The organism is Sorangiineae bacterium MSr11367 (assembly GCA_037157805.1).
Lineage (GTDB): Bacteria > Myxococcota_A > Polyangia > Polyangiales > Polyangiaceae > Pendulispora > Pendulispora rubella.
In genome coordinates this window covers 10062329-10082345 of the sequence record CP089983.1, presented here as the reverse complement: position 1 = coordinate 10082345, position 20017 = coordinate 10062329, and the positions used below count along the sequence as shown (strand labels likewise).

General features: G+C 67.1%; 8 protein-coding genes. 6 read left to right on the top strand and 2 right to left on the bottom strand.

The genetic code is table 11. The annotated features are described in order from the left end of the window. The first annotated feature begins 38 nt into the window (after positions 1–38). The 3 genes from LVJ94_38785 to LVJ94_38775 all read left to right on the top strand — a co-directional run bounded on the left by LVJ94_38785 (position 39) and on the right by LVJ94_38775 (position 3245). On the top strand, positions 39–1103 hold the full coding sequence (locus tag LVJ94_38785) for a trypsin-like serine protease (GenBank protein ID WXB02842.1): 1065 nt from the start codon (positions 39–41) through the stop codon (positions 1101–1103). 115 nt (positions 1104–1218) lie between these two features. Then, positions 1219–2121 (top strand): fibro-slime domain-containing protein, encoded by a 903-nt coding sequence (locus LVJ94_38780; GenBank protein WXB02841.1) that lies wholly within the window; start codon positions 1219–1221, stop codon positions 2119–2121. 185 nt (positions 2122–2306) lie between these two features. Beyond that, the gene (locus tag LVJ94_38775) at positions 2307–3245 is read left to right on the top strand and encodes a fibro-slime domain-containing protein (GenBank protein ID WXB02840.1); all 939 of its coding nucleotides are present in this window, start codon (positions 2307–2309) and stop codon (positions 3243–3245) included. 4 nt (positions 3246–3249) lie between these two features. Here LVJ94_38775 and LVJ94_38770 read toward each other — a convergent pair whose 3' ends face one another. Together LVJ94_38770 and LVJ94_38765 are read right to left on the bottom strand one after the other, a co-directional pair. Next, the gene (locus LVJ94_38770; GenBank protein ID WXB02839.1) at positions 3250–4059 is read right to left on the bottom strand and encodes a helix-turn-helix transcriptional regulator; all 810 of its coding nucleotides are present in this window, start codon (positions 4057–4059) and stop codon (positions 3250–3252) included. Positions 4060–4153: 94 nt separating this feature from the next. Then, positions 4154–5338, bottom strand: coding sequence for a cytochrome P450 (locus LVJ94_38765; protein ID WXB02838.1), 1185 nt, complete (start codon positions 5336–5338; stop codon positions 4154–4156). A 440-nt stretch (positions 5339–5778) separates the two neighbouring features. On the opposite strand from LVJ94_38765, the gene LVJ94_38760 reads away from it, so the two are divergent. From LVJ94_38760 to LVJ94_38750, 3 genes are read left to right on the top strand one after another with little or no spacing between them, the layout of a single operon-like run. Next, positions 5779–10299 carry a type I polyketide synthase gene (locus LVJ94_38760; protein WXB02837.1) on the top strand — a complete coding sequence of 1507 codons (4521 nt, stop codon included), beginning with the start codon at positions 5779–5781 and terminating at the stop codon, positions 10297–10299. Beyond that, positions 10296–15647, top strand: coding sequence for an SDR family NAD(P)-dependent oxidoreductase (locus tag LVJ94_38755; GenBank protein ID WXB02836.1), 5352 nt, complete (start codon positions 10296–10298; stop codon positions 15645–15647). Before LVJ94_38760 ends, LVJ94_38755 begins: the two co-directional genes overlap by 4 nt. Continuing rightward, positions 15631–20016, top strand: coding sequence for a type I polyketide synthase (locus LVJ94_38750; GenBank protein WXB02835.1), 4386 nt, complete (start codon positions 15631–15633; stop codon positions 20014–20016). The genes LVJ94_38755 and LVJ94_38750 overlap by 17 nt, the downstream gene beginning before the upstream one ends. The last annotated feature ends 1 nt before the right edge of the window (position 20017 follow it).

Genomic DNA, 20017 nt, shown 5'->3' with positions numbered 1-20017 from the left:
GGCCGCCGTCAAACCTTGTGCTACGGAAATTCCTCCACATGCCGAAACCGCGCTCTTCTTACTTGCTTCCCCTACTCGCGGCCGCTCTGACGGCGGCGTACGCTTCTTCCTCCAACGCCGAGGAAGATACCGGCTCCACCTCCCAGCCGATCATCTCGGGTTCTGCGTCCCCCGCGTCGCAAAATTCGGTCGTGATGCTCGTGCACCTCGCAAATGGAGGTGGTGGCGAGACGTGTACGGCCACCTTGGTGGCGCCCAACCTGCTCGTCACTGCGCGCCACTGCGTTTCCGCGACCGGAAAGCAGCCGTTCTATTGCGATAAGAACGGCAAGGTGCAGAACGACGGAAACGGCGGTGGGGAGGTTGGCGCCGACCACAAGCCGTCCGATTTGTACGTCTTCACGGGGACATCTCGGCCGGTCCTCAATGGCACGGCGCCCGCGCAACCCAGCGCCCGCGGGAAAAAGATCTTTCACGATGACGCCACCGCGGTGTGTGGTCACGACCTCGCACTGCTCCTGCTCGAGAACAATGTGTCGGCGCCGCTCGCGACCATCCGGCTCGATTCGCAGGCGGGCAAGGGCGAGAAAATTACCGCCGTGGGGTGGGGTGTCACACTCGACACGCAGCGCCCGTCGCAGCGTCAGCAGCGCACCGGCATCCCGATTTTGCAGGTGGGGCCTTATTCGGACGATCGGGTCGACGTTCCTGGCAACGACTTCCTCGTTGGCGAGTCGACATGTTCCGGTGACAGCGGCGGCCCAGCCTTCTCGGAGGACACCAATGCGCTCATCGGCGTCGTCTCCCGGGGAGGTAACGGCAAGGATGCGACGAATCCGGCCGACGGCTGCACGAACGCCGACAACGACTACACGCAGACATCGCCGTTCAAGAGCCTCATCGAACGTGCATTTACCGAATCCGGCTACAGCGCCCAGGTCGAAACGGGCCGGCCGACCAACAATGGATCGGGTGGTGACGGCGGCGGCGGATGCTCAGCCAGTCCCCTTTCATCATCGCGGTCGATGGGCGCCGCTGTGGGCTTGATGGCATTGGGCATCGCGTCCGTCATGGTTCGTCGCACACGCCGTCGCCAATCGTAGAAGAGCGTCCTACGTTTGGCTCCGTGACAATGCGATCACGGCGGTTTTGTCATTGTTCGGATATCGAAGCCGGATAACGTGGGCGGCCATGTCCCGCTCGAGAATCCTTGCTTCGATGTTGGTCCTTTCCGCCCTTGCTGGCGGTGCCTATTTGATGGCGTGCGGCTCGGACTCCTCGGAGTTCGACGACACCAAGAAAGACGACGGCGGTGGCGTTCGCGGTGGCGACGCCGATCTCGGGGGCGGCTTCGGCGATGGTAGCCTCAATCAAGAGGGTGGCAACGGCGGTGGCGACGCCGGGCCGTGCAACCGCACCGTCAAGGCGATCATTCGCGACTTCAAGCCGTGCTCCGAGACGTTTGGTGGGAGTTGTTCGACCAGCATCGGGCATCCGGATTTCGAGCATTACACGGGAGAAGGACCGACGGAGGGGATCGTCGAAGAGGTCCTCGGTGCCGATCTCAAGCCCGTATTCGTGGATGGTCCTCACTATTACAACAACGATCAAAATAGGCCGCAGACCACCGACAGGAATCGCTTCAATGAGTGGTACCGCGACACGGCCGGGGTCAACATTGCCATCGAGTACCCGATTACCCTCGAGGAGACGTCGACCCCGGGGCACTATCGCTTTGCGCCGAATCAATTTTATCCCGTCGACGACAAAGGCGGCGTGAAGACGGGTTGGGGCAACGCCCCGGCGGACAAGAATGGCAACCGCCCGCACAACTACGGATTCACGACCGAGGTCCACCTGACCTTCGTGTACCGAGGCGGCGAAGTCTTTACGTTCAACGGCGACGACGACCTTTGGCTCTTCATCAACAAGAAGCTGGTCATCGACCTGGGTGGCCTTCACCCGTCACGGCGTGGCGAGGTCAAAGTGGACGACTTGGGTCTCACGAAGGGGCAGCGCTACCCCATGGATTTGTTCCACGCGGAGCGTCACACGGACCTGTCCAACTTCGTCGTCGACACGACCATCGAGTGCCTCGACAACGAGCCGCCCGTTCACTGAATTGGGGTCTGATCACCCAAGTTGGGGTCTCGCGCCTGGACGGCGTTTCGTTCGTAACGGTTGGTTGCGGCGACGCCGTCCTACTCTGGCACCGTGACAATACGATCACAGCTATTTTCTCGTTGTTCGGTTATCGAAGCGCGATAACTTGATCGGTTATGTACCGCTCGAGAATCTTGGCTTCCGTGTTGTTCATTTCCGCCGTCGGTGGCGGCGCGTACTTGATGGCCTGCGGGTCGGACGGGTCGGAGTTCGACAATACGAAGAAAGATGGTGGCCTGGGCGGCGATGGATCCGATAACGGCGGGGGCATCGGCGACGGGGGCATTGGCGGAGATGGCGGCGGAGGTGGCGACGGTGGGGAGTGCGAGCACGTCATCCAGGCGGTGATTCGCGACTTCAAACCGTGCAATGCTCAAATTACGGGAGGCGAGCAGGCGGACCTGGACGGGTGCAAAGACAACCCCGCGGGCCATCCGGATTTCGAGCATTATCAGGGAGATGAGGCCACGACGGGCATCGTGGCCGCGGACCTGAGTTTGCCCGATCGCAAACCGGCGTACGTGGGCGACGGACCGCACCACTATCCCAACCAGCCGAACAAGTTCGAGACGACGTCGAAGGTGGCGTTCGAGTCCTGGTACCACGACGTGGACGGCAATGGCCTGAACGCCAACAAGCGCATCACCGTTCCTCTCGAGCTCAAGGAAACGGTCACCGACGCCGGGGCGAAACATTACGTCTTCGACGATCGAACATTCTTCCCCATCGACGGCAAAGGTTGGGGAAATGGCCCGAAACCGCAAAACGGAAGCGCCGACCACAACTTCGCCTTCACGACCGAGGCGCACTTCTCCTTCGTCTACAAAGGCGGCGAGGAATTCACCTTCCGCGGCGACGACGATCTCTGGCTCTTCATCAACGACAAACTCGCCATCGATCTCGGCGGCTTGCACCCCGAGCTGTTGGCCACCGTGAACCTCGACGACGAGGCGGCGCGGCTAGGGCTCGTCAAAGGGCAGCGCTACCCGATGGATCTTTTCCACGCCGAGCGCCACACCACCGCATCGCGTTTCCGGATCGATACGACCATCGAGTGCGTCTCGAACTCGCCCGTTCACTGAGACATCATTGCATCCCAGAGCCCACGATGCGCAGCAGCGCTTCGCGGGCTCTCGCGTCTGCGGGGAACAGTGTCTCGATGCGCAGCTCTTGCAGCGTGATGTCGAGCGGCGTGCCCAACGTCGTGATCGTCGTGAACAAGTCGAGCGCGACGTCGCCCTTGCGCATCTTCATCGAGACCAGGATCGAGGGGGCGCGTGCCGGCTTTCCGTCGCGTCGCAGCTCGGCCTCGGCGGTGACGAGATCGCGGAGCAAAGCCTCGTCGGTCTCGTCGCGGGTTTGACTCGAGGCGAGCTCGTTGCGCGTGCGGTGCACCACGTCGGTGGCGATTTCGTGCCAGTTCTGCACGTAGGGGCGCAGGCCATCGGGCGCGAGGAGCATGCGGATGATGTTCGGCCCCCCACGCCAATCGGGCACGAAGAACGATGTGAAGCGCTGCGCGGCGTCGTTGGCCATCAGCAGATCGTAGCGGCGGTTCACCACCAAGGTGGGATTGGGCTCGCTCGCGCGAAGGATGTGCGACAGCGCCTCGCGCACGTCGTTCATCACCGGCGCATCGAGCGGCGTCTCACGATAGACCGCGGCAAATCCTGCCGCGGTGAGCAAGGCATTGCGCTCGCGCAAAGGGACCTCCAACGTCTCGGCGAGGGTGAGCACCATCTCACGGCTCGGGCTGGAGCGCCCGGTCTCCACGAAACTCAAGTGCCGGGAGGAGATGCCCGCCTCCAGCGCCACCGCCAGCTGACTCTTGCCCCGCGCCGTTCGCCACGCGCGCAGCAGCGTTCCCACCGTGCTTTCTTCGCTCGTCACCGCCATCGCCCGAGAACGTAGCCGCCCCGGGGAACGCTGGCCATGACCTCCGAGGTAATGGCGAAGCGTTCTCGGGTGCGCGGCCCGCCGCTGCGGTGAGTCAGCTCGCCTTGAACCGCATGGGCATGTTCACCATGCCGTGCAAAAGGTAGCCCGGCACCGGTGCGAGCTCCGTACCTTCGACGAGTGCGAGCTCCGGCAGGCGCCGCAAAATGGCGGGCAGCGCAATGCGTGCTTCGAGCCGGGCCAGCGGTGCGCCCAAGCAGTAGTGGGCGCCGTGGCCGAACGACACCTGGCGCGCGGCCTTGCGTGTGAGATCGAGCCGGTTCGGATCGGGGAACGCGTCCTCATCGCGATTGGCGGCGCCGAGCCAACAAATGACGCGCTGCCCGCGTTCGAGCTTCTTGCCGCGCAGCTCGTAGTCGTGGCGAATCCATCGCGGTGCCGCGAGGACCGGTGAGTCGTAGCGAAGCAGCTCCTCGATGGCGCCGGGCATCTGGGCAGGGTGGGCGAGGAAATGCGCTTGCTGCTCCGGATGCTCGAGCAGAGCGCGGATGCCATTGCCGATCATATGGGTGGTGGAGATGTTGCCGGCGATCAAAAGGAGCATGCAGAAGGCCACCAAATCGGGCTCCTCCAGCGACTGCCCATCGATTTCCGCCGCCAGGAGGCTGCCCATCAGATCGTCTTTGGGCTGCTTCCGGCGCTCCGCCACGGCGCGCCGCACATAGTCCTCCATGGGGGAGAGTGCGTCACTCAAACGGCGTACACCGTTTTCCGGATCGAGCACCAGGGCGTTGGCCCGCTCGCCCACTTCGTCCGACCAGCGGCGGAATTGCTCTTGGTCCTCGGCGGGAACCCCCAGCATTTCGGCAATGACGATGGTGGGCAGGGGGCCTGCGATGTCCGCCACCAGATCCAACTGGCCCGTTCCAGCGACGGCGTCGATCAACCGATCGACGATGGTGGTGATGTGATCTTGCAGGCGGGCGACGGCCGCCGGCGTGAAGGCCCGCAGGGCGAGGTTGCGAAGGCGCGTATGATGAGGAGGATCGAACGCGTTGATGCTGAAGAGGCGCCGCCACTCGGGGGCGGGCAACACGCCCTCCTCGATGGTCGACGTGGGGAAGTTTTGATGGTCGCCGAGAATGGCCGTCACGTCGGCATGACGGTAGACGGCCCATAGGCCCGCTTGCTCGTCGAAGGCGACGGGATGATTCCGCCGCATCTCTTCGAAAAAGGAATATGGGTTCAAAAGCTCGGAGCCCGCCGGGAATGTGCGCATGGTGTGGTGACATAACGACGACGTGGTTTGTCTGCAAGGTCGCCCCCTATCGTTGATTGGGATTTCCGTGTCGCGCGTTCGGACGACTACCGCGCACGTCCCGTGCCGCGTAGCTTACGAGGCGGCAGTGCACGAGCGATTCTCCTTCCGATGTTTCCCATGTTTCGAGCGGGCTTTTCCACGTCGAACGATGTCCTTGCGACGCGGACGCTTGCCCGGCAGGTAGCAACGGCAGATGGGATTGAGGACTCCGGTTGCCTAGGCAACAGTGGTCTCCGGTAGCCGTGATCGATGTCATCAGGATGGGAAAATGAATTTCCCATTTTTGATTTGACTTCATGTGTCAAAAATAGAAAAAGTCGAACCCAAGTACCTAAGTTCGAATTCGATTCATCGTGCTTCGTTCTTTGGATTGCACGAAGAGAAAGCCTCTACGGGGAATGAGCGGAATTCTCGACAAGTTGGACAAGCTCGATCCGGCCAACCGACGATTGCTGGCGGAAAAACTGCGCCAGACGAAGGAGAAACACGCGACGCGTGCGGGACACATCGAGCCCATTGCGGTGGTGGGTATCGCTTGCCGTTTCCCCGGAGGGGCACGGAACCCCGATCGGTTTTGGGAGCTCTTGATGCAGGGGCGAAGCGGCGTTTCGCGCGTGCCTGCCGATCGTTTCGACATCGACCATTACCACGATGAAGACCCCGCGGCGCCGGGGGCGATCCTCAGCGATCGAGGAGCCTTCATCGACGGGGTCGATGCCTTCGATGCCGCATTTTTTGGCGTATCGCCGCGTGAGGCGCGGCGCATGGATCCGCAACACCGTCAGCTACTAGAGGTGGCGTGGGAAGCGCTCGAGAATGCCGGTTTGACCCAGGCCTCGCTTCGTTCGGATGACGTGGGCGGTGTCTTCATTGGCCTGATGGGCAACGATTACTTTGCCACCGTGCAAGAGAGTCCGGCGAACATCGACGCTTACGCCAGCACGGGCACCCATTATAGTTTTGCGGCCAATCGCCTGTCGTTCCATTTGGACCTCAAAGGTCCGAGCATGGCCATCGATTCGGCCTGCTCCTCGTCGCTCGTGGCCGTGCACCAGGCCTGCCAAAGCCTTCGCGTTCGCGATTGTGACTTTGCGCTCGCCGGGGGGGTGAACCTCGTTTTGTCCCCCACCTTGAGTATTTCCTATTCCAAGTGGGGAATGCTCAGCCCCGATGGCGAATGCAAAACGTTCGATGCCTCCGCCAATGGATTCGTGCGCGGCGAAGGCGCGGGCGTCGTCGTTTTGAAACGATTGGACGATGCGCTCGCCCATGGCGATCCCATCCTCGCGGTGGTGAGGGGGTCGGCGGTCAATCAAGACGGTGCGACCAGCGTCATTACCGCGCCCAATGGCCTCGCGCAGCAGACGCTCATCCGCCGCGCATTGAAGGTGGCCGGCGTCGATGCGGGCGCCGTCGGATACGTGGAGACGCATGGGACGGGGACCTCGTTGGGCGATCCCATCGAAGTCGAGGCGTTGAACGAGACGTACGGCAAGGCAGCGGGCGAGGGCGCCTGCGTACTGGGGGCCGTGAAAACCAACGTGGGCCATTTGGAAGGCGCCGCGGGCATTGCCGGTTTCATTAAGGCGGTATTGGCCGTGCAGCATGGCCAGATTCCGCCCAATCGCAATTTCCGGCAGCTCAATCCCTTGATTCGACTCGAAGGGTCGCGGCTTTGCCTGGCCGGCGAGGTCACGGATTGGACGACGCCCAAGGATCAGCGCTTTGCCGCGGTCAGCTCATTCGGCGCGGGGGGAACCAATGCGCACGTGATTGTGCAGGGGGCCCCGGAGCCGGCGCCCCGCACGGAGAATGCGCCGGCGGGGGCTTCGTTCGTCTGCGTATCGGCCAAGAGTGAACGCTCGTTGCGCAAACAAGTGGAGCGGCTGGGGGGCTGGCTGCGTCGCGAGGGATGCCATTCGCGCATCGAGGATATGGCCTACACGGCGTTCCAACGGCGCAATCACTTCGAGCACCGGGCCGCCTTTACGGTGGATTCGCCCGAGGGGCTGCTCGAGGCGGCGGAATCCTTTTTGGCAGGGCGCGCGGGTCCGAGTTGGAGCCGCGGTGTGGGGACGGCCCAGTCCGAGCGGCCCGTGTTCGTGTTTTCCGGCCAGGGATCCCAATGGCGCGGCATGGGGCGCGGCTTGATGGCGCATTCGCCGCGGTTCGCTGCGGAGATTGCGGCGATCGATCGCGACTTCCTCGCGCTCGCCGGCTGGTCTATCGCGGAATGCCTGCAGAGCGGCCGCGAGCTCGATGCGACGGAGATCGCGCAGCCGTGCCTCTTTGCCGTGCAGATGGCCCTGGTGGCGTGCCTCGAGGAGATGGGCATCCGGCCAGCGGCGGTGGTGGGCCATAGCGTGGGCGAAATCACCGCGGCGTGCGTGGCTGGCCTGATGGATCGCGCCGCGGCGACGGCGCTGGTGTTCCACCGTGCCCGGTTGATGCAGCGGCTGACGGGCGCGGGGAAAATGGCGGCCATCGGCCTTGCGCCGGAGGATGTAGAGGCGCGCCTCGGCGTGGAGCTCTCCGTGGCCGCGGTGAACGGTCCGCGCTCCGTGGTGGTGGCCGGCGAGGCTGCGCCGCTCGAAGCCATGGTGCAGACCCTTCGCGCCGAGGGCGTGTTCACGCGGATGTTGCCCGTGGACTATGCGTTTCACAGCCCCCAGGCCGATGCGATCCTCGAGGAGCTCCGGCGCGCCGTGGACGGCATTTTCGGTGCGGGCGTGCGCATGCCTGCGCCCCGTCTTCCCATTGTTTCCACCGTCACGGGGGCGGAGCTCTCCCCGGGCACCGCGCACGGCGATCACTGGACCCAGAACGTGCGGCGGCCCGTGGTGTTCGCGCAGGCCGTGGCGCAACTGATCGGGCAGGGCCATGACGCGTTCCTCGAGGTGAGCCCGCACCCGGTGTTGAATGTCGACCTGCGGGAGTCCTTTCAGGCGCACGATGCGCACGCCCAGGCGGTGGCCACGCTTCGCCGCGAGCAGGACGAAGCGCTGTGCCTGCGCGCCGTGCCGGCGGCGCTCTACACGGCTGGCCTATCGCCCGACGTGCTTTCCGGCCCGCGGCAGGGCAGCCTGATCGCGCTTCCGAACTACGCGTGGGAACATCGGCGCCATTGGCTCGATACGGCCAAATCTGCCCGGTGCAGCTGGGTGCACGCGCTCGATTGGGACGATGTGCCCGTGCCCCCGGCCTCGCCGCGAAAGGCGTCGTGGTTGGTGGTGGGCGCGGCCACGGAGTTCGTCGAAGCTTTGTGCGCGCACTTGCACGCGCATGGGCACGCCGTATCGCGTGCGACGCCGGATGCGGTGCGCGCGGTCGTGGCGGTCTCCGAGTTCGATCGGGTCGACTTCGTCGTGTACGTGCCGGAGAGCGACGAAGAGAGCCACGTCGCGTCGAGCTGCCTTTCGCTGCTGCGCCTCGTTCAAGCCTTGGAAAAGGCGTCGTCGCCGTCCAAGGTGTGGGTCGTCACGCGCGGGGCACAAGCCGTGGTGCCGGGGGATGCCGTTCGACCTTTCGCCGCGCCCGTGTGGGGCCTCGGGCGGGGGCTCGCGCTGGAAGCCCCGCGGTCCATGGCAGGGCTCATCGATCTGTCGCACGACGAGGTCGCCCCGCTGGTGGAGGCGATGCTTCATCCGGGCGGGGAGGACCAAATCGCCCTGCGCGGCGATCGGCGGTATGCGCTGCGGCTGCGCCCTCGTTCGGAGGATGCGGGCCATTCCGCACAGCCCTGGGAGCTGGATGCCGCGGGCCTCTACCTCGTGACCGGCGGCACGCGAGGCCTCGGGCTTCTCGCGGCGAAGCGCTTGGCCGAGCGCGGTGCGCGGCATCTCGCGCTCGTGGGGCGCCGAGCCCCGGGGGCGGACGCGATCCGCGAGCTGGAGGACCTCGGTGCATCCGTCTCGGTCCATGCCGCCGACGTGAGCGATCCCGCGGCCATGCGGGCCCTGTTCGAGTCCTGGAAACGGCCGCTCAAGGGCATCGTGCACGCGGCCGGTGTTTCACGCGACGTGCCCTTCGCCGAGGTAGACCAGGTGCTGCTCGCGGAGACGTTGGCACCCAAGGTGGCGGGCGCGTGGTGCCTACACCAGCTTTCGCTCGAGCACCCGCTGGACTTCTTCGTCATGTACTCGTCGGCGGCCTCGGTGTGGGGTTCCTCGGGCTTGGCGCCGTACGCGGCGGCGAACGAGTTCCTCAATGCCTTGGCGGCGCACCGGCGTGGGCTCGGCCTGCCCGCGCTCAGCGTGTGTTGGGGCATGTGGGACGCAGAAGGCATGACCACCGCGGAAAGGCGCCAAAGCTGGACCCGTCTCGGCTTGCGTGCGATGGCGCCCGAGCGCGCGCTGGATGCCCTGGAGGACCTTCTCGCCTCGCGCGCGACCGTCGCCGCCGTGGCCGACGTGAAATGGGCCACGTTCCGGCCCATCTACGAGATGAACGGCCGCCGCCCGCTCCTGGCGGCTCTCGCCGAGGGCGCGCCGGCGCCGGCGCCCCCTCGCGAGGTCGAGCCGCCGGTCTCGCTCAAGGACCAGTGGCAGCGCGAGCCCGTCGCGCAGCAACGCGAACGCGTGCTGGCGCTTCTTCGCGAGACGGCGGCGCAGGTTCTCGGCCTGGATGCGCGCACCACCATCAGCGCCGAGCAAGGGCTCTTCTCCATGGGCTTCGATTCGGTCACCGCGGTGGAGTTCTCCATCCGACTCAATCGGCTCCTGAGCACGGGCTATTCCGCGACCATGGTGTTCGATCATCCGACGCTCAAAGAAATTTGCGACCTCGTCCTGCACGACTGCTTCGGATGGACGTCCGAGCCGGCGGATGAGACGCAGGGCCACGACTTGGAGGCGCTCCTCGCCTTCGTCGAAAACGTGAACGACGACGACGCCGAGCGAATGCTCGCTCAACCGACATGAATTCCATCGACGACCGCATCAAGAATCTGTCCCCCCAAAAACGCGCCCTTCTCGAACGGCAACTCGAACAGAGCAAGGCCGCGGCCGTGCGCGAGCCCATCGCCATCGTGGGCATCGGTTGCCGGTACCCCGGCGGCGTTCATGATCTCGCGAGCTTCGGACGCCTGCTCGACGGCGGGGTCGATGCCGTGGGGGATGTCCCGGCCGATCGCTGGGACGTGGACGCGCACTACGCGCCGGATCCTTCCGCGAAGGGAAAGATGGTCACCAAGCGCGGTGGCTTTCTCCCTGACGTGAAGACCTTCGATGCCGACTTTTTCGGTATCTCGCCGCGGGAGGCCGAGAGCATGGACCCGCAGCAACGGCTCCTCCTCGAGGTGTCGTACGAGGCCTTCGAAGACGCGGGCATCCCCACGACGAGCTTGGGCGGTTCGTCCACTGGCGTCTACGTGGGCATCACGCTCTCGGAGTACGCCGCCCGCGTGGCCGAAGATCCGCGAGCGTTGGACGTCTATTCGGGGACGGGTAGCTACTTGAACGTCGCGGCGGGCCGCCTGTCGTACGTCTATGGGCTGCAGGGGCCCTGCATGGCCGTGGACGCCGCGTGTGCGTCCTCGTTGGTGTCGGTGCATCTCGCGCTGCAGGCCCTGCGCAACCGCGAGTGCCACCTGGCGCTCGCCGGGGGCGTCAGCTTGATGCTCGCGCCGGAGACCACGATTTATCTCTCGCAGACCGGCGCCTTGTCGCCCGACGGTCGCTGCAAGACGTTCGACGCGCGCGCCAACGGCTACGTGCGCGCGGAAGGCTGCGGCCTTCTCGTGTTGAAACGGCTCTCCGATGCCCTGCGCGACCGCGATCGCATCCACGCGCTGCTCCGCGGCTCGGCGGTCAGCCAGGATGGGGCTTCCAGCGGCCTGACCGTCCCCAACGGGCGCGCGCAGCAGAAGGTGATCCTCGCGGCGCTCAAGGATGCCGCCGTTCGAAGCGAGGACGTCTCCTACGTCGAAGCGCACGGCACGGGCACACCGCTGGGGGATCCCATCGAGCTGCACGCGATTCAGGCGGCCTACGCCGCGTCGCCGCTTTACGTCGGCTCGTTGAAGACCAACTTCGGCCACGCCGAGGCCGCGGCGGGGGTCGGGGGAATCATCAAGACCGTGATCGCACTTCGCGAGAAGCGCATCCCGCGGCATCTGCACTTCGAGAAGCTCAATCCGGTCATCGCGATCGATCCCGCGCGCGTCGTCATCCCCACCGCGCCGGTGCCTTGGTCCGTGGCCGCGGATCGCAAGCGGCTCGCGGGGGTGAGCTCGTTCGGCTTCAGCGGTATCATCGCCCATGCGGTGCTGGAAGAGGCTCCGCCTGCGCCGGTCGATACCGTGCCGTCTCCGTCGGTGGGCGTTCTGCCCGTGACGGCGAAGCATCCGCGCGCGCTCGGGGCCTTGCTCGCCTCGGTGCGCGCGAGCGTGGCGGCCTTGGACGAGGCTCGCCTTCCCGACGTGAGCTTTACCGCGTGCCGCCGCCGCACGCACCACGGCCAGCGCGCGTGGTTTGCCTTTCGCAACAAGGAGGAGCTGCTCCAGCAGCTCGACGCCGCGGCGCGCGGTCATGCGTTGCCCGGCGCGGTGCTTCTCGGGCGCGAGGCGCGGGATGGCGTGAAGGTCGCCATGGTGTTCCCCGGCCAGGGCTCGCAGTGGGTGGGCATGGGGCAGCAGCTCATGAAGAGCAGCGCCGCCTTTCGCGAGGCGATCCACGAAGTGGAGCGCGCCTTCCGTCCGTGGGCGAACTTCTCGCTCTTGGAGGTGCTCGATGCGAAGCCGGGGACCGATCCGTTCACCGAGGTGTCCGTGGTGCAGCCCACCTTGTTCGCGGTGCAGGTGGCGCTGGCGAAGCATTGGGAAGCGTGGGGCATTCGCCCGCACGCCGTGATCGGGCACAGCATGGGCGAAGTGGCCGCCGCGTACGTGGCCGGTGCACTTCGTCTCGAGGATGCGGCCGCGGTGATCTGCCGCCGCAGCCAGCGCGTGCAGGCGACGCGCGGGCGTGGGGCCATGGCGCTGGTGGAGTCGAGCGCCGCCGAGGCGGCCGAGGTGCTGGCGCCCTACGGCGATGCGCTCTCCCTTGCCGCGTACAATGGCCCGTCCACGGTGCTCGTGTCGGGCGAGCCTTCGGCCATGGACGCGCTGCTCGCGACGCTGGATGCCCGCGGCGTGTTCTGCCGCAAGGTCAAGGTCGACTACGCGTCGCATTGCGCGCAGATGGCCCCGTTGCTCGATGGCATCCGCGCCGATCTCGCGCACGTGCGACCGCAGCGCGGGCACGTGCCGATCTACTCCACCGCGCGCGGTGCGATCCTCGACGGTGCGCAACTCGACGCCGAATATTGGGCAGAGAACCTGCGCCGTCCCGTGCTCTTTCACGAGCGCCTGGAAGCGTTGCTCGCCGACGGCGTGCAGGCCTTTCTCGAGATCAGCCCGCACCCGGTGCTCCTGCCGGCGATTCAAAAGACCATCGACGCCTTCGAGGGCGAGGGGCCGGTGGCCTTGCCCAGCCTGCGCAGGGACGAGGACGAGGTCGCGAGCCTGGCGACGTCGCTGGGTAGCCTCTTCGCGATGGGCCACGCGGTGGACTTCTCCCACGTGTGCCCGCCCGCGGGAACGCTCGTCGATGGCCCATCGTACCCGTGGCAGCGTCGCGAGTTCTGGCTGTCCAAGTCGCGTCCGCGGCGCCGCGCCGAAGGGCATCCGTTGCTCGGGACTGCATTTCGTCCGGCGGCGGGGCCGGAGGCTCACTATTGGGAATTCGACGTCGATGAGGATGGCCTGGCATTCGTCACGGACCACCGCGTTCGTGGCATGACGGTGCTGCCCGGGACGGCGTATTTGGATTTCGCCCTTTCGGCGGCCAAGAGCGTGTGGGGGCTCGGCGCCGTCTCGCTGGCGGACGTCTCGTTCCGCGAGGCGCTTACGTTGTTGCCTGGGCAACCACGTCGCATGCAGCTCGGGCTGGTGTGCGGAGACGGCGTGCAGGGGACCCTTGCAAGCCGCGATGCCTCGGCAGCCGACGAATGGACGGTGCACGCGACCTTCCGGGTGCAGGTGCATGAGTCCGCCCACGCGGAACGAACGGTGTTCGTCGTGCCCCCGGCCGGCGCCGTGTTGCGCGACGGCAAGACGCATTACCGGCTGATGAACGAGGGCGGCCTCGGTTACGGACCGCGTTTTCAGGGGCTTGCCGAAGTTCATCTCGCCCCGGGCGAGGCATGGGGACGGTTGCGTGCCAGCGAGGAGCTCGACCCGGAGGCGCACGTCTTTCATCCCGCGTCGTGGGATGCCGCGCACCAAGCGGTGGCTGCGCTGCTGACGCAGAGCGAGCATGCCTCGCATACCTGGATCCCGCTGGGCATCGAGCACGCGACCGTGTTCGACGCTGCGGGGACCGCGGCGTGGGTTCGTGCGACGGCGGAGGTCGTCGAGGATGGCACCACCGCCCGGGGCAACGTGCTCGTGCTCGACGCGTCGGGGCGGGTGCTCGTGGAGACGCGCGGTTTGACCTTGCTTCGCAGGGATGCCGATGGCCTCGATGACGTGGGCCAGTGGTTCTTCGAGCCGTCGCTGCGGGAAGTGCCTCTCGCGGGCGAGGGGACCGCGGAGGCCGGAGCGTGGGCCGTTCTCGGTGCGGCCGATGCGCTGCACGCGCAGGTGGTCGCCCACCTGAAGGAGCGCGGTGCACGCGTCGTCGACTCCGCGAAGGAGCCATCGCTCGGCGTGATCGATCTGCGCCCCTTCCAGCGCGCGGACGCGCCACTTTCGGAGTTGTACCTCGAGGCCGTCCAGCAGGCGCGGCTCCTTCAGGGAACCGAGGGGCGTGAGCCCAAGCTGGTCCTCGTCACGGCCGCGGGATCGCTTGCCGCTGCATCGCTGCAGGGGGTCGGCCGGGTCATCGCCACGGAGTTGCCCAGGCTTCGCTGCGTGCGCATCGAGCTTTCGGGCCCCGAGGACACGAAGGCGCTGGTGCGTGAGCTCTATGCCGGCGACGACGAAGACGAGATCGTGCTGCGTGAAGGAAAGCGCTTCGTGCGGCGGCTCGCGCGCGCTTCCTCCGCGGCCGCAAAGGGGGCGGCGATCCACGGGGACGGGGCCTATCTTCTCACCGGAGGCCTCGGCGGCTTGGGCCTCACCTTTGCCGATTGGCTCGTGGACCGTGGTGCGCGCACCCTCGTTCTCGTGGGCCGGCGTGCGGCGTCGCCCGATGCAGAGGCTCGCATCGAGGGACTGCGCGCGCGCGGCGCGGAGGTGTGGGTCCGCCAAGTGGACATGGCCCAGGCCGACGCGGTCACGGGGCTCTTTCGCGAGATGGACGGCGCCCTTCCGCCGCTTCGAGGCGTTCTGCACATGGCTGGCGTTCTCGATGACGCCACCTTGTACCAGCAGGACGCGCGGCGCTTTGCCAGCGTGGCGGGGCCCAAGGTCGTGGGTACGCAGCTTCTCCACGAGCACACCCGTCATCGAAGCTTGGACTTCTTCGTTCTGTTCTCCGCGGGCGCGGCCTTGCTCGGGGCGGCCGGGCAGGCGAACTACGCTGCCGCCAATGCTTTCATGGATGCCTTGGCGGTGCAGCGCCGGGAGGCAGGCCTTCCCGCGCTGTCGATCAACTGGGGCATCTGGGACGAGGTGGGCCTCGCCGCCTCGAGCGCGCAGCGCGGACAGCGCCTGCAGGAGCAAGGGCTCGTGTCCATCTCGCCCGCCCTGGGCCTTCAGGCCTTCGAGCGCGCGCTTTCCCAGACGCGCCCCAACCTGGCCATCTTGCCGATTCGCCTGGCGCGCTGGTTCGCGCACCACCCGGAAATGGCGCGCGCGTCGTTGTTCAAGGATCTCGTGCGCGGCGCGCTCCAAGCCGGTGCCGAAGCCGAGGTGCCGATCCTCGAGCGACTCCGCGCGATGACCGATGCGCGCGAGCAGCGTGAGGCGTTGCGCCACTGGGTGCAGAGCCAGATGGCCGCCGTGCTGCGCCGCGATCCTGCCTCGATGGATCGCCAGCAGAACTTCAGCGCGATGGGCGTCGACTCGCTGATGGCGTTGGAATTCCGCAACCGCTTGGAGCGAGCCCTCGGCGTGCGGCTCCCTCCGACCATGGTGTTCAACCATCCCAACCTGGATGCGCTCGGCGGCTTCATGGAGACGAAGCTCTCGCTCGTCGCGCCCGCCGAGGCGGCACCCGCCGAGGTGGCGCCGCCCGCCCCCCGCATCGACGCGCACGATGGCGCAGCGTTGCTCGGTGCTCTGTCGCGTTTGAAGCGTTTGAAGCCTCCCTCTCCCAGGAACCAGGCCGATGTCGATGCTGAATGAGCTTCAAGAGGTGGTGGAAAGCCTCACCCCCGAACAGAGAACCCTCCTCGCGGAGCTGCTCGCAGGGGCGGCAAGCACGGCCGACGAGCCCATCGCCATCGTGGGCATGGCCGGCCGCTTTCCCGGGGCGCCCGATGTCGATGCATTCTGGCAGCTGCTCGTCGAGGGCCGCGACGCCATCTCGGAGATCCCTCGCGGGCGCTGGAACGCGGACGCGTTCTATCACCCCGACAAGGAGACGCCGGGGAAGATGGCCACCCGATGGGGAGGCTTTCTCGAGGACGTCGAGCGCTTCGACGCGGAGTTCTTCGGCATCACGCCGCGCGAAGCGGCGGCCATGGATCCGCAGCAGCGTCTCTTCCTGGAGACGGCGTGGGAGGCGCTGGAAGATGCCGGGCTGCCCACGGCGTCGCTGCGCCGAACGGCGACCGGCGTCTTCGTCGGCGTGTCCAACTTCGACTACGTCTGGCACCAGTTCCGCAGCCTTCGGGACGTGGACGCCTACGCGAGCTCGGGCTCCGCGCACTGCATCATCGCCAACCGAATCTCGTACCTGCTCGACCTCACCGGCCCGAGCGTGGCGGTGGACACGGCGTGTTCGTCGTCGCTCGTGGCGGTGCACTTGGCCTGCCAGAGTTTGCGCGCCAAAGAGTGCGATCTCGCGCTGGCCGGCGGTGTGAACCTGGTGCTCACGCCGCACCTCACGGTGAGCCTTTCGCGCTGGGGCATGATGGCGAGCGATGGCCGCTGCAAGACGTTCGACTCCCGCGCTGACGGGTTCGTGCGCGGCGAGGGGAGCGGGGCGGTGGTGCTCCAGCGCCTCGTCGACGCCGAGCACGGTGGCGCACGCATTTTGGCGGTCATCCGCGGGAGCGCGATCAACCAGGATGGGAAGACCAATGGCCTGACGGCGCCGAACGGAGCGGCCCAGCAAGCCGTGATCCGCCAGGCGCTGGCCCGCGCCGGTGTGAGCCCCGCCGACGTGTCCTTCCTGGAGACGCACGGCACGGGCACCTCGCTGGGCGATCCCATCGAGGTCGAGGCCATCCACGAAGTCTTCGGCGGGCACACGGCGCATTGCGTGCTCGGCGCGGTGAAGACGAACATCGGGCACCTGGAGCCGGCGGCGGGCATCGCGGGGCTCATCAAGGTCGTGCTGGCGCTCCGCCATGGCACCATCCCGCGCAATCTGCATTTCCAGGCGCAGAATCCGCATCTCACCCTGGCACCGGGCATCGAGCTCGCGAACGAGACGCGTCCCTGGGCGGGACCGCGCATGGCCGGTGTGAGCGCGTTCAGCTTCGGCGGAACCAATGCGCACGTGGTGCTCGAGGAGGCGCCTGCGCGCGCACTCGAGGCGACGGAGGTTCCCGCATCGCCGCACCTGCTTGCGCTGTCGGCACGCGATGCGGAGGCGCGGCGCCAGATGGCCGTACGGCATGCTCAGGCTCTCGAGACCGCGAAGGACCCTGCGCTCACCGTGGAAGGTGTCGCCGCGCTGCGGGCCCTTCACCGCGATCACCTCGACGAACGACTCGTCGTGCTCGCCGACGGTCGCGCCGGTGCGGCGGAGGCGCTGCGCAGCTTCGCGGAAGGGCGCCCGCACCCCGACGTGGTGTACGGGAGCAAGCGCCCGAACGCGCGATGCGTGTTCGTCTACACGGGCCAAGGACAGCCCTGGCTGGAGATGGGCCGCGAGCTCTGGCGAACCGAGGCCGTCTTTCGCGAGGCCGCGGCGGAGGTGGACGCCGCCTTTCAGCGCGTGTCGGGCCGGGCGTGCGCCGAGGGACCGCTCGAGCGGACCGACGTGGCGCAACCGGCGATCTTTCGGCTGCAGATCGCGCTGACGAAGACGCTCGCGCACTGGGGGATCCGCCCCGACGCGGTCGTGGGGCATAGCGTCGGCGAGGTGGCCGCGGCCTGGGCGGCGGGCATCTTGACTTTGGACGAGGCGGCCCGCGTGGTGCACCACCGTGCGCGCTTGATGGAGCGCACGGCGGGCCTGGGCGCCATGGCCTCCGTGGCATGGCCGCTCGCCGAAGCCGCCGCCTTTCTCGAAGCGCACCCCTCGGTGGTCATCGCCGCGCACAACGGCGCACGTGACGTGGTGCTCTCGGGGTACCCCGAGGCCCTGGAGAAGGTGCTTCGCGCGCTCGAGGCACGCGGTGCGCGATGCAAGAAGCTCGCGGTGGCCTATGCCTTCCACAGTCCGCAGATGGACGCGTTGCAAGGCGAGCTCGTTGGCGAACTGCAAGGACTGCGGCCCAAGGCGCCGCGCATTCCGTTTTTCTCGACGGTCACCGGCCAGCGCGAACGCGACGCGGTGGGCACGCCGGAATACTGGGCCAAGAACATGCGCGAGCGGGTGCGCTTCGCGGAGGCCATTGCCGGCGCGCACGCGGACGGTTGCTCGAATGCGTTTCTCGAGCTTGGACCGCACCCGGCGCTCACCCCGTACATCACCGATGCACCGACGGCGTATGGCATGCGTCGCGGGCAGGACGATCGGCGCGGGTTGCTCTCGGCGGTGGCATCGCTCTACGTCCACGGCATCGAGCCGGATTGGTCGCGACTCGTAGGCAGGGCGGACCGGCGTTGGTCGCTTCCCGCCTATCCCTGGCAGCGACAACGCCACTGGCTCGCACTTCACGAGACGGCCTCCACGTACCGCACCGAGTGGATCCCCGATGCGACGCCGTCGGCGGCGGTCGCGCCAAAACGCTACCACCTCGTCGCGGACGATGGCGCGCTGGCCGAGCACCTTCGCGCGGCCATTCAGGCTTCCGGTGGCGTCTGCGCGGCGGGCTCCTTCGACGTCGACGAAGTGCTTCTCGCGCTTCCCTCGCTTCAGGCCGCGCGCGCCTTCGTGCAACGGCTGCTCGACACGGAGCACCGTCCCCGTGTCACCTTCCTCACCCGTGCCGCCATGCACCTGGACGGCGACGCGGAGGTCTCTCCCGAACTCGCCGCGCTCTGGGGCTTCGGTCGCGCGCTCGCGCACGAAGAGCCAAGCCTCGGCGCGACCTTGCTCGATCTTCCCGCGTCGCCGCACGACGGTGAGGCCACCGCCGTTCTTGCGCGGCTCGCCGGTGCGCCGGCGGAGCGGCAAGCGGCGTGGCGAAAGGGTCAATGGCACGTTCCACGGCTCACCGCGTACGCGCTGCCAAGCCCCGCGCCCCTCGATGGCGAGGGCACCTTCCTCGTCACCGGTGGGCTGGGCTCTCTCGGTCTCGCCACAGCCCAACGGCTCGTGTCCTCGGGCGCAAAAACGTTGGCCCTCGTCGCACGGCGCGCACCCAACGCCGAGCAGCGAAGCGCGATCGCCGCACTGCAGGCGAAAGGCGCACGCGTGATGACCGTGCAGGCGAACGTCGCCGACGCGGGCGATCTGGCCCGGGCGCTCGAGGAGCTGCGCGCATCGGCGCCGCCGCTTCGAGGCGTGTTCCATGCTGCGGGCGTGCTCGAGGATGGCTTGCTCGCGGGCTCGAGCCGTGAAGCGTTCGACCGCGTTCTGTCGCCCAAGGTCGAGGGCGGATGGAACCTGCACCGGCTCACCAAGGACATGAACCTGCAGCACTTCGTTCTGTACTCGTCGGCCACCGCGGTGCTGGGGGCGGCGGGGCAGACGAGCTACGCGGCGGCGAACGCCTTTTTGCAAGGCCTCGCCGAACATCGCCGGGCCCTCGGGCTGCGTGCCGTGTGCGTGCATTGGGGCGCGTGGGCCGAGAGCTCCATGGCTTCCGATGCGGTGATGGCCCAGCTTCGAGGCCGCGGGTTCGACACCATGGCGCAGGAGCTCGCGCTGGACGCCCTCGAGGGCGCACTTCGCGACGGCGCGACGGACGTTACGGTGGTGGACGCGAATTGGAAAACGGTGCTCGAACGGCATCCGCTGCTCGAGCGCTTTCTCGAGCGGCTTGCGCGTGCCGAAGAAAAGAAGCCGAGCGCCGTCGATCCCATCGTCGCCGTGCTGGCGGCCACGCCCGCCGGACAGCGCGCCAAGGTGCTCTACGGGCACGTGCGCGCGGTGGTGCTCTCCGCCATGGGCATGCACCCCGGCACCGACGTACGGCCCGACCAAGGTCTCGTCGAGCTCGGGCTCGACTCGCTGCTAGCCGTCACCATCGCGAACCGCTTCTCGCGCGATCTCGCCCAGCGGCTGCCCAAGACGCTCATTTACGATCACCCTACGTTGCAGCGGCTCACCGAGCACCTGCTCGGCGTCCTCTTTCCGCCCGGGGACACCGTGCAGACCGCGCGCGCCGAGGCCAACGCGCTTGGCGCGCTCGCCGGTGCGAGCCACGAGACCATTCAGAGCCTTCTCGACGAGGAGCTCGCCAGCCTTCTGCCCTCCGCGGAGTTCGTTTAAT